This window comes from Vibrio sp. TRT 29B02 (assembly GCF_050113655.1).
In the GTDB taxonomy this organism is placed as follows: Bacteria; Pseudomonadota; Gammaproteobacteria; order Enterobacterales; family Vibrionaceae; genus Vibrio.
This window is the reverse complement of sequence record NZ_JBNJOJ010000032.1, coordinates 1-12,267: the sequence shown is the minus strand read 5'-3', so window position 1 is coordinate 12,267 and position 12,267 is coordinate 1. Positions and strand designations below refer to the sequence as shown.

Sequence of the window (12,267 nt, the reverse complement as noted above, 5' to 3'; positions counted from 1 at the left end):
AGGCTAACAATGGTCTCGATATCGGAATCGGTTCGTAAAGTTTACCAATATGCAGAACCCAATCTAACGTTAGTTGGTTGGATGGGCTTGCTTGGCTTTCCGACATACTATTATGTATGGAGCTACTTGTTCCCACAGCCGTACGAATCATTGTCAATGCGATTGGCGTGTTCAGCATTGTTTGCAGTTTTAGCGCTACGCAATTATGTCCCTAAGCACCTTGAACGCTATCTACCGCATTACTATTTTTTTGCCATAGGGATATGTTTGCCCTACTTTTTTAGCTACATGATGTTCATGAATCATTGGTCGACAGTTTGGGCAATGTCATTCATGGCGTCTATTTTCCTTCACGTGCTGCTTGTTCACCAGACGAGCTTGATGCTGGTACAGGCGACAGTGGCTATCGTGCTTGCCTATCTTACCGCGTACGGCTTTGATACCGAATACGTACAGCAAGAAGTCGTATGGGCATATATGCCAATATTCCTTTTTACCTATGTGTTCGGAAACCTGTTTTATTTCAGGAATCAGGTGGAACATGAAAGTAAAGTGTCACTGGCGAAGTCTTTCGGTGCAGGAATGGCTCATGAGATGCGTAATCCGCTTAGTGCACTGAAAGCCTCTCTTGATGTACTTAATTCCCTGCTGCCCAATGAGAGCACAAGCCGTCAGTCAGGTTACAAGTTGTCTTCACAGGAGTTGGCGCTAGCACGCGATGTGATTAGCGATGCCGACGAAGTGATTAGAACCGGGAATGAGACCATCGACTTGTTGCTTACCTCGATTGATGAGAATCGCGTTTCACGCACGACATTTAAAAAGCACTCGATAAGAGCAATCACTGAAAACGCGTTAGACAGCTTTGCCTACAAGAGCCTAAAAGATAAGAAAGCGGTAGTGTTAGCTGAAGGCATCGATTTTGAATTTTTTGGTAGCGATGCATTAATAAAATACGCATTGTACAACTTGTTGAAAAACGCGTTCTATTACCAAAACAACCACCAGTTTGAAATCGTTATCGAACTTAGAAGTTATGAATGGCACAACGAACTGACCTTTACCGATAACGGAGTGGGCATCGCTCCCCAAGTTATTGAGCATATTTTCAACGACTTCTATACCTTTGGTAAAACAGGCAGCTATGGATTAGGTCTACCATTTTGCCGCAAAGTGATGAAAGCGCTTGGTGGCAATGTGTCATGCCGCTCTAAACTCGGAGAGTGGACTGAATTCACCTTGATGTTCCCTAAGTACGATTCCTCGGAAGTTAAGCAAATCAAACAGGATCTGATGAAGTCAAAATCGGTGTTATATATTGGTCAGCAAAATGCATTGATGCGACAAATTAACCAAGAGGCGTTCTACAAAGATTTCCGGCTTAGAATACTGGACTTAGATGCTGCGAGTAAAAAAGAAGAGTACGAGTTCGAATTTGATTTGATCTTAATCGACTTGGACAGTGCCGTTGATAAACCACTCTCTTTGATAGAGTTGGAGAGTAAGCTGCATTTTACAGAAGGACGGATAGTCTTCTTATATGATCAAAATAGTCAGTATCATAATGATATTGAGCGTCACTTAGTCGTTTATCCAATTGAAAAACATAGGATGATGCTTAGTGCAAGTAACATTATTGATGAGCTATTCTTCGAGGACATAGAGCCGAACAGAAACGTCTTGCCACGAAAATCGTTTGATTGCGGCAAAACCATTGTTGTGGCCGATGACAACCAGTCGCTACGATTTTATACATCGGTATTACTCGAGCAGCAGGGCTTCACTGTTCTCCAAGCGAGTAATGGCCAGCAGGTACTTGATGAACTGCAGCAAAAAGATGTCGATTTAATCATCATGGATCTCGAAATGCCTCAATTGAATGGACTGGAAACGACCAGTGCTATCCGCGCTTCGCAGCAGCACTATGCTTCCATTCCTATATTGGCGCATACCGGTAATTCGAGTGAAAGCGTGATTGCTCAAATTCAAGAGGCGGGTATGAATGATTACATTATTAAACCGGCGGCAACAGATAAACTTCTCGATAAGATTGCCAATTGGATTTAATTCAGGCCCTATAAAGGGCCTGAAGATTAAAGAATATACATGTCTGATTGCTCAGCTGCTTTGGAGCATACGTAAATAATTTTATCGAGTTGCTTTTCGCTAAGAGAACTGTTTAGAGAGAATCTAATCAAGTTTTTATTTCTTGCTGTTGCCGGCCGACAAAATACGGCACCAAATAGACCATGATGTTCTAAAAAATTGCGTACTTTTTCTGTATTTCGTTCGTCACCAGTTTCAAGTGAAATAATTTGAGAATGGCTACGAATGGTAATGTTCTTTTTAACCAGTTCATGTTTTAAATAATGGCTGATCTCCTCTAATCGACGACGTCGCTCATCGCTCGCTTTTATAACTTGTAAGGTCATATCAAGCCGTTCAACTTCGTAGGGTAAAAGTGCAGAACTAAAAATAGCAGGGTAAGCAACGAATGGGATACACTGATTTGCCTGATTATTACACCATATAGCACCAGCACGATAAGCGAATGTTTTGGCGAGACTTGCGGTCATAAAATCAACCAAATGAGTAAGACCAAGTTGGTGAAGTAGACCGGCTCCTTGTGCGCCAAAAAGACCAAGCGAGTGAGACTCATCGACAACAATCGCACAGCCATATTCTTTAGCGATGGATATCATATCGCTGATTGGGGCAATGGTGCCGATAGTGCTGTATATCGAATCAATGACAACAACACCTGCGCCATGCCGTTTAAGTAGTTTTTCAAGATGACGGACGTTGTTGTGCATAAATGGGTGGACATCGCACCCAGCAATTCTTGCTCCCTCCCATAATGACATATGAGCAAAAAAGTCGACGTAAACCTTCGTGTGTTGGTGACAAATTGTTTGCAGTAGAGCGATGTTCGCTTCCCAACCAGATTGAGAAAGTAAACACGATTGAAACCCAGTGAAGCTCGCTAACTGATGCTCAAGACTCGGTTTACGCTCCTCACTCTGTAGGAATATTCCAGACATTAACGGGCTGGATTGGCAACTCGCTATCGCATTGATATGTTGTTTAACAATCAGATCATGATTAGCAAGGTCAAGATAATCATTGCTCTGAAGAACAATATCATCTTGTTTAGGTGTTAAACCGAGAACAAGATGCCGCGAATTATCATTTTGATTGATAAGATCTTCAATATGATGATTAAGCTTGTCGTGAATAAATTGTGGCAAGGTCGATTGGTTGTGTAATGTATTCATTTTTGAATATCCTTTTTATTACGAGACAACGCCAGCTGACAAAGGATATATGTATCAAATGATGAAGTTATGCGAGTGCGGTATTTAATATTTGTAGTGTTGGCTACAGAGATAAATATTGCCTATATTTATAGCTGCTCTTCCTATATAGGCTTTAGCCATCTTAGGGCGATAAAATAATACCGTCCATTGTGTGTTATTTTAAAAAATCTATCTATTGTCAGACAAGATTTCCGGCCAATACATTTTGAAATAACCCACCGTTACCCAGACCACCAATCCGGTGGCGACGGAAAGTTCAAATAGACCAAATCGATGTAACCAGTACCAGTGAGGATAGTTTTCACCAAAGAAAGAGGTGAGACGGTGCATAGCAATCGCACTAATCACGGAAGGGAAGGTGACTGCTGCGATGGAAGGCTGAAACTTGAGACGCATCAAGCGTATGTAACAGAGATAAATCAGTAGCGTCATAGTAATAGCGATTCCCGCCAGTGCACCTGTCAAAATCGGATCTGGATGAGGAAAGTTAACCAGGTAAGACGCTAATGTAAGGTTGATGGGGGCCGCCATTATGGCAAGTGTAGGTTTGGCACGCTTAGGCAACATTCCTTCAAAAACGAGACGATAGAGAACCAACGGCAGCATAAAGAAGTAAATGCCAATGCAAACCATAACCAGTGATTCAGAAAAAACGTTGTGACCAAATCGAGTGCCAGCTAACGAACTACTGATCAGGCCAACTGGATAGAGAAACCAGCTTGGTACGATGTTGGACATTTTGAAGTTCAACAACTGAAAAGTGAAGAACAAGGTCATCATTGTCAGATGCAATAGTAGGGCTACAAACCAAATTGGGTAAGCGATCACCGGCGAAATAAGGGCGAGATAATCACACAAAATCAACAGTGCCATGCTCATTGGAGCCATAAGACTGCCACTCAACGGGTGACGAATGTCATTAATAAAAGTGGAGTAACTGGTGAGATATTTTACCAAAACCGGAAAAAGCAATAGTGCCCCAAAACCTGCAAGGTAAGGGCGTATTAGCTCACCGATTTCTGGAATGTAGAGTGCCCAAGCATGACCAAGACCGATCATGCCCAGAGCCAAAGCGGCTTGAGACGGAGGGACACTCTGGAATTGAGTAAAACGTCGCCAGTTCAAAAAGATTCATCCTATATGCTGCTAAATCGGCGTGATAAGCAAAGCTATCTTTTGACTGAGACACTCCTTTGCCTTGCTTTAATCTGCGGCGATAATAGCAAGCCAAACGGTTGCGAGGCAAATCTCATTGCGCATTTGTCGGGAGATCTTTCTGTCTTAACTTCTCATTTTTAAGAGTTCGATGCAGCAGTTGGCTGTAGATCGGTTGTCCACCTAGCATTTGTGCAAAAATAACGGCCCCCAAGCTGGTGATGATTAATGGCAGGATTAGGTAGTAGTTGTTGGTCATTTCTATCACCAACAAAATGCCGGTGATAGGAGCCCGAACCGTCGCAGCAAATAGGGCTCCCATACCCGCGATTGCAAACATACCGGGTGTAATCGGTAACTCTGGAAATAGTCCTTGTGCAATGAGACCGAAGGCGTATCCAAACAGCGTCCCAAGTGCCAGCATTGGCGCAAAAATGCCACCTGGTGCCCCTGAACCAAAACAGATCATGGTTGTAGCGATACGTGCGACGAACATCAGCAATAGTATCGACGCGCTGTAGCCACCATTAGTAATATTGGGAATAAGGCTAATACCACCCCCCGTCACTTCAGGGAAGTAGAGCAGCATAATGCCAAAGCAACCACCAATAAGTGAGCCTGTGATCAAGTAACGTTTACGGTCGTTTCTATGCAGTTTAACGAACAGATCCTGTGACAAAGTCACCAACTGGTTAAACACAACCCCAAACATGCCAAACAGGGCACCAAGAAGGAGAAAGAGCCACAAGGTCTCGAGATCTGGCGCTTGATATTGGGGCATGGTGATGACTGCATCTTGGCCATTGATATAGCGGAACACAATGTTGGCGGAAATGGCGGAAATAATCACCGCTCGAATAGAGATTAGCGAGTAACGAAACTGCGGACGCATCTCTTCAACAACGAACATAATCCCCGCAAGAGGCGCGTTAAAAGCAGCCGCTAGGCCGCCGGCCGCACCTGATGCCAGCAAAGAGTGTTTGGTGTCGTCATTGTCGACTTTAAAAATGTCGGTCACCATACGGCCTATCGCTCCACCCATTTGCACCGTTGGGCCTTCGCGTCCCAGCACCATACCAGAGCCTAATGCACCCATGCCACCAAAGAACTTTACTGGGATCACTCGCCACCAGCGCACAGGACGAATTCCATCCATCGCGCCTTCGATTTCAGGGATACCAGAACCGGCAGCCTCTGGAGCGAATCGATGAACTAAAAAATAGCCAATGAAAGCGAGTGACGCGCTAATGATAAATGCCGCTAACCACAATGGAAGTAGGCTGCCAATCTCGCTTTTTAGCCACTCTGTACGGGTTTCTGATACAAAGTGAACTGCAATTTCGAAATAGGTGCCAACGAGCCCAGCTAGCACTCCAACTAGGAGTGAAAGAAACAACACGGAAATCGGAGTCTTGTCCTTGGAGAGAAATTGATTAATTGCATCCTTAGGAACTTTTGCAAGGAAGGAATGCTTCAACTTTTCTCTTTTGGTCATGGACGTGAGGGCTCCGTAATTTGAGGATAGATGAGGTATAGCGCGAATTATACGCCGGTCTTAGACTAACTATAGCGACAAGATTGAAATATTGAATTTCATAATTGATAAAAAGACAACAAGCGAACGGATGGAAAGTGAATAAATACTGAAGCGAGTTCACAATAGTGACGTATAAATGTCTTGCTGAAGCTTGCAAAACTGGGGATTTGAACCATAGTTTAAGTGTAAGGCAATCTGAACCGACCCGCATGGAGGAAATTGTCGCCTTACCTACAATTTGGATGGATTCAACGAAATATTTGAAAGCCTCGTCATTGATCAGGTCGCAACTTATGACTTCCTGATTCGCAAACTCACGATTGAGTAACGAGGGATAGGGCGCACTTATGGTGCGCCTTTTGTCGTTTAATGAGGCCTACTGCTCAAGGTTGGCAATTCTTTTCAAGACGGACTCTAGCTGGTCCCAAGGGAGTAGTTGGCTGTCGATCACCTCGATACGGCTCTCAAAGCCTTGTAGTGACATTTCATTAACGGACACAACGCCATTACTTACGTTGAATGCGTAGCAACCGTTCGTGGTATTTAATACCCCTTTCACGCGTTCCGCTGTGAGATCAGAAAGCATCGAGAATAATAAATCAAAATCAAAAACAACTTCCGCGCCAAATAGCCAGCCACAGCTGAAATAGCCCTGACCTTTGTTTTCCTTACGCACGTAGAGCTGATCGGGAGCCAACGCAAACTGAGGTTCTTGCTCTGCGTGTTCATGATGATGCTGCGCTAGCTCAGAAGATGGAGCATTGTTGCGGCGTTGACTATCAAGTAGCTCAATAGGAAAGCGTCCTTGTTTGACTAGCTGACTGTAGATTTTAGGTGGATTTTGATCGGTGACCCAGTCATTAAAGGTATCAATATCGCTCACATGGCACTGGTCAACTTTGTTACCGATGATAATGTCCGAAATGGCCAGTTGATCGGTAAAGTTGCTATTCTCGGTATATTTGGGGTTCGATAAGTTGCGCGGGTCTACTAAGCCTATTGTTGCACGCAGATCGATATAGTCAGCGAATTGAGCAGATGTTAACGTTGCCAGCACCTTGTGAGCATGGCCTAAACCCGTAGGCTCGACAATTAAACGATCGGGTTTCGTGCGCAGTAGCGCGGTTATCGCGACAGACATTGGTACCCCAGCAGCACAGCACATACATCCACCAGGAACTTCTTTAATTAACGCACCTTGATCTGTCATCATGGCACCATCGATACCTATTTCACCAAACTCGTTGACCAAAACGGCCCACTGCTCGTTTTGTGGCTTTTCTTTAAGCAGGGAGAGAATAGCTGTTGTTTTACCAGTGCCTAGAAAGCCTGTAATGATGTTGGTAGGAATTTTCATCAATCATGTTCCTGTGTGATTTTTGTTATAATATAACAGAAATCTCGGGTGGTGGAGTACAAAAAGGGCAGCGGAGAAGCTGCCCTATAACAATCGCTTAGCGCTTGTTTTTCAGATACCGTTTGCGACGTTCTTCTTTCTTCTTCGCTTTCATTTCTGCTTTATGTGCCGCTTCGATTTCAACTTCGATAAGCTCTTGTGTAATCATCTCAGGTAATTCTAAGGTGATTTGCCCTAACGTGCCGTTACGCAGTTCGTGAAGCAAGATTTCTGAACATTTATGTAGGTCAACTCGCCCGCCAGCACGTAATGCTCCTCGGCGGCGACCGATCTCTTCCATCAGTTCAATGTCACTGTCCGGAAGTTCTTCGATTTGGTAGCGTTCTTTAAGACGTTCAGGGTAGGCCTTAGCTAAGTATTCCACCGTATAGAAGGCAACTTCATCATATTCCATCGCCGTATCCTTAACTGCGCCGGTGGCGGCAAGGCGGAAACCACTATGTGGATTCTCAACTTTTGGCCATAGAATTCCCGGTGTATCAGAGAGAACGATGCCGTTTTGCAGATTGATCCTTTGTTGGCGGCGAGTCACGGCTGGCTGATTGCCTGTAACGGCAACTGCACGCCCCGCAAGCGTGTTAATGATGGTTGACTTACCCACATTCGGAATACCCATGATCATGGTACGAATGTTTTTGCCAATCTCTTCTCTATGAGGTGCGAGCTTACGACATAGCTCAAGGATCTTTGTGACTTCTTGAGTGTTGCTGGTGGTGATGGCCATCGCCTTAACGTTGTTTTCTTTCTCAAAATGGTCAATCCACAACTGAGTTAACTCAGGATCTGCCAAGTCACGTTTGTTGAGAACCTTAACGACAGGCTTGTCGCCACGGAGTTCGGAGATCATCGGGTTCTCGCTACTAAAAGGGATGCGAGCGTCCAACACTTCGATGATGACGTCAACTTGAGGAATTGCTTCTTCGATCTCTTTACGGGCTTTGTGCATGTGCCCAGGAAACCATTGGATAGACATAGGATTAACCTTGAAATTCAAACTTGCGACAATTGTAAGGAGAAATTGCCCATAGTAAAGCGCTAAACGGGAGATGTGTCATGTTTAGGCTCGATTCTATAATGGTTTCGTCCCGTTTCCTTGACCCGATACAGGGCGCGATCTGCGGCTTGAATCATCGCTGAAAGTTCGTCGTAATGATCAATATGGGCGGTTGTAGCACCAACACTGATGGTGATGAACTCTGCTGTTGACGAGGTATGGTGCGGTATGTTTAGTGCATTAACCGAAGCGACTAATTGACTTACATAGGGCTCAAGATCGATGGGCATGTCATTGGCCATGATGATGCAAAACTCTTCGCCACCGTAGCGGGCAACAAGATGTTGATAGGGTGTCTCGACCGCGCTCAGACACTTTGCCACTTCAACGAGGGCGCGATCGCCTTCGATATGACCATAGGTGTCATTGTAAAGCTTGAAGTGGTCTATATCGACAATAACGACAGCGATGTAATGATACTGTTCCAGCTCGATGTAGGTATTTGCGGTATCGTAAAGGTGCCTGCGATTGGCTATGCCGGTTAAGGAATCGATGGTCGATTGCATTTTAAGTAGAGCTCTACTCTCTTCGAGCTCCGAAATGACACTGTTCAGTTGGCGAGCAAAATCGCGAGCCTCTTTAGAAATAAAGGTGTCTTCATTTGGCAGACTGCCTCCTGAATGTTGGAACTGCTTTAAATATCGTTGGGCTTTGGTAAAAGGCTTGATGAAAAAATTCATAACTTGCAGATTAACCACAAACATAATCACGCTAAACAAAGACAAAGCGATCGCCCATTGCCAAGAGAAAAAGGGTGGAAGCTTCTCATTATTCTCCACTTCTATACGGATCGCGCCATTAGACAATATATCGTTTCGAATCAGGATATGTGTATTTTCCTTCACTACAGGGGGATGTTCTGCTGTGAGTATATGAATGCCAACTCCCGTTGCGAGTTCGATTTGCGCGATGAACTCATCTCGAATCTTGCGAATAAAAACCAAGTAACCATGTTTGCATTGAGTGGCATCACTCAAGCAAATTCGCGATGAGGCGATCATCGTTGCAGATTGACCAATTCGAGCATACTCAACAAAGGACTCTATCTCTTGCTCAGATGCCTGATGGGCAACTGACAAAATACTGTTCACTATCGTAGGGTCTGTGACGTCCACTAGGGTACGATCGGTGACATGTTCACCATCAAAGGTACCATTCCAAACAACTTCACCTTGAGGAGAAAAAATAATCACACTATCGATTAGAGCAGAGACAAAAGCATGCGGACCGATGCTGTCATTAATAAACTCCTGTGAAGGTGTTTGAACAAAATTCGCCATCGTCGTCCAAGCCGCATAATCTTCGAGTGACGTTTTGAGCTCTAACTCTTCCATTTGTAGTACTGTCTCGACACGTTCCACTTCAAACATTTGTCTGTTTAACGATTGCTGGATATCTAGATCATGTTTCCAAAAAATCTTGAATGAGAAATACAAGACCAGAAACAAAACGACAGTTATCGTGGAGCCTAGAATCGTTAGGTACCGTAAGCTGAGATGCTTTAAAGACTGAGTGAATTGTTGGATCAATATGATCACACCTTTTAGTGACTGAATGAACATTTAATCATGCTTTTGTATTAATTGTAGAACGATACGGAATGCTCACCAGCAAATTGTTTTTGTTTATCGATTGCACTCACCTGACTTAACACATGGGGTGCACAACTGCACTGGGCTTATAGCGCGAATCTTCACAATTGTCTGTAGGGGTTTTTGTATGGATGTGGGAAGTGAATTAGGTCAAAAAATCCTAAAACATTTCTATTAATATTTTGTCATAAAATAAATAGTTGTTTATATTCGGCAGCAAATTAATAATTCGAAAGTAGTATAAATGTCAGGTCAGTCTTCTTTACAACGTGAAACAGTATTGGAAAAAGATCAACAATTGGTGTCCACAACCGATTTGAAAGGGGTCATTACCTATAGTAATGAAGCTTTTGCGCAGGTTGCTGAGTTCACGGTTGATGAATTGTTAGGCCAGAACCACAATATCGTTCGCCACAGTGATATGCCAAAGGCCGCTTTTGCGGACATGTGGAGCAACCTTAAACAAGGCAAGGCTTGGCGTGGCATTGTAAAGAATCGAACTAAGTCCAATGGCTACTATTGGGTAGACGCCTATGTGACACCTATTTATGAAGAGAATCAGATTGTTGGCTATCAGTCCGTTCGAGTTAGACCAAAAGCCGAATGGGTAAAGATTGCCGACAAAGCCTATCGCGCACTACTCCAAGCAGAAAAATCAGGTCGACGTTGGTCTCTACAATTGGGTGATACGTTACGTTATGCAGTATTGCTTGGCGCGGTGTCGGCTCCACTTGTTACTCATTTAACTGAGTTAGGCAGTCACGCTGGTTTAGTCGCCAGCCTGCTTCCTATCTCAGTGCTTGGCTTACTGTTCCGCCAAGAGCTGATTGATACACCAGTGAAGCTTAAAAAGCTCCAGAGTGAATATGACAGTATCAGCCGACTGGTATTCTCCGGCGGCGATAAGTTTTCTGTAGCTGATTTCCATTTAAAACTGATGTCCGCTCGAATTCGTACCGTACTGGGTCGTATGAAAGATTCAGCTAAACCTTTACAGGATCTTTCAGATAACTTGAGTGCGACTTCTTATCAGGTGACTGAGGCATTAGAGCAGCAAACTAAGGATATTCTTCAGGTACGCCATGCAACTGAAGAAGTAGAGAGCTCAGCAAATGATGTGTCTTCAAAAGCACAGGAAGCACACCAGATAGTTGATGTCACCTTAAACACATGTGCTGACGCACAGCAGAGCATTCGACAAACGCACAGTAATCTTGAGAGCCTTAATGTTCAGGCAGAAAAGGCGACGAGTACGACTTACCAATTGAGTGAACAAGCACAAAAAGTAAGCCAGATGATGGAAGAAATTGGTGGTATTGCTGAGCAAACAAACTTACTAGCACTTAACGCCGCTATCGAAGCCGCTAGGGCAGGAGAGCAGGGTCGTGGCTTTGCCGTTGTGGCTGACGAGGTTCGTGCTTTATCGGGTCGAACATCAAAAGCAACGATACAAATCAAAGATAGCATCGAAACGATGCTCAATACGATCCAAGCGTGGCAGAAAGATATTATTGCTAACCAAGAACAAACCAATGCTTGTAGCCAAGTTGCTAAGGAGAGTTCTCTGCGTTTGTCAGAAGTTGAGTCGCTAATGAAGGCAATGAATGAACTGATGCAGGCTGTAGAAGACTCAGCAGGTCAACAGCGCCAACTATCTACGGATGTTAATATGCACATTCAGTCGATTGCTTCTACCGCAGAGCAGAACCTTGCTGCAACGCATTCCGTCAAGGAAAACGCACTTCAGCTTAAAGGGCAGGTCAGTGAGTTCTATCAACTAGCCAAACGATTTGAAGAGAAATAAAAAAGCCCTGCTCATTTGAGCAGGGCTTCCACTTAGAAGAGTGCGTTGATTACGCTAGCAATTCTTTTGCTGTGTTTACTACGTTTTCAGTAGTGAAACCAAACATCTTGAACAGTTGGTCAGCTGGCGCTGATTCACCAAATGTTGTCATGCCGATGATCTTGCCACCGAAACCAACATACTTGTACCAGAAGTCCGCAATACCCGCTTCGATAGCGATACGTGCTGTGACGTCTGATGGTAGTACTGCTTCGCGGTATGCTGCATCTTGCTTGTCGAAAGCATCGGTTGATGGCATAGAAACAACGCGAACTTTCTTACCTTCTGCTGTTAGCTGTGCTGCTGCTTCTACCGCTAGCTCTACTTCAGAACCTGTTGCGATAAGGATAAG

Annotated in this window: 9 protein-coding genes; 2 read left to right on the top strand and 7 right to left on the bottom strand. The window is 44.2% G+C overall.

Translation table 11 applies throughout. The features are described from left to right. Positions 1 to 9 precede the first annotated feature (9 nt). Positions 10 to 2,067, top strand: a complete 2,058-nt coding sequence (locus tag ACQEXT_RS17325) for a hybrid sensor histidine kinase/response regulator (protein ID WP_426953049.1) — start codon at positions 10 to 12, stop codon at positions 2,065 to 2,067. A gap of 26 nt (positions 2,068 to 2,093) precedes the next feature. Here the strand turns inward: ACQEXT_RS17325 and cqsA are convergent, their stop codons facing one another. The 6 genes from cqsA to ACQEXT_RS17295 form a co-directional block, all read right to left on the bottom strand. Next, positions 2,094 to 3,275: an alpha-hydroxyketone-type quorum-sensing autoinducer synthase gene (gene cqsA, locus ACQEXT_RS17320; protein WP_426953048.1), complete on the bottom strand. Its 1,182-nt coding sequence runs from the start codon at positions 3,273 to 3,275 to the stop codon at positions 2,094 to 2,096. A 210-nt stretch (positions 3,276 to 3,485) separates the two neighbouring features. Beyond that, entirely contained in the window at positions 3,486 to 4,442 is a 957-nt protein-coding gene (locus tag ACQEXT_RS17315; RefSeq protein ID WP_426953047.1) for a TDT family transporter, read from the bottom strand. Between the two features lie 124 nt (positions 4,443 to 4,566). After that, positions 4,567 to 5,967, bottom strand: coding sequence for a H(+)/Cl(-) exchange transporter ClcA (gene clcA / locus ACQEXT_RS17310; RefSeq protein WP_426953046.1), 1,401 nt, complete (start codon positions 5,965 to 5,967; stop codon positions 4,567 to 4,569). A 418-nt stretch (positions 5,968 to 6,385) separates the two neighbouring features. Further along, positions 6,386 to 7,366 carry a CobW family GTP-binding protein gene (locus ACQEXT_RS17305; RefSeq protein WP_426953045.1) on the bottom strand — a complete coding sequence of 327 codons (981 nt, stop codon included), beginning with the start codon at positions 7,364 to 7,366 and terminating at the stop codon, positions 6,386 to 6,388. A 97-nt stretch (positions 7,367 to 7,463) separates the two neighbouring features. Beyond that, positions 7,464 to 8,399: a ribosome biogenesis GTPase YlqF gene (gene ylqF, locus ACQEXT_RS17300; RefSeq protein ID WP_138970686.1), complete on the bottom strand. Its 936-nt coding sequence runs from the start codon at positions 8,397 to 8,399 to the stop codon at positions 7,464 to 7,466. 62 nt (positions 8,400 to 8,461) lie between these two features. Beyond that, entirely contained in the window at positions 8,462 to 9,850 is a 1,389-nt protein-coding gene (locus ACQEXT_RS17295; RefSeq protein ID WP_426953044.1) for a diguanylate cyclase domain-containing protein, read from the bottom strand. A 466-nt stretch (positions 9,851 to 10,316) separates the two neighbouring features. On the opposite strand from ACQEXT_RS17295, the gene ACQEXT_RS17290 reads away from it, so the two are divergent. Beyond that, positions 10,317 to 11,876, top strand: a complete 1,560-nt coding sequence (locus tag ACQEXT_RS17290) for a methyl-accepting chemotaxis protein (protein WP_426953043.1) — start codon at positions 10,317 to 10,319, stop codon at positions 11,874 to 11,876. Positions 11,877 to 11,925: 49 nt separating this feature from the next. Here ACQEXT_RS17290 and ACQEXT_RS17285 read toward each other — a convergent pair. Next, positions 11,926 to 12,267 (bottom strand): transketolase-like TK C-terminal-containing protein (locus tag ACQEXT_RS17285; protein ID WP_426953042.1); only part of this gene is annotated, 342 nt, incomplete at its 5' end.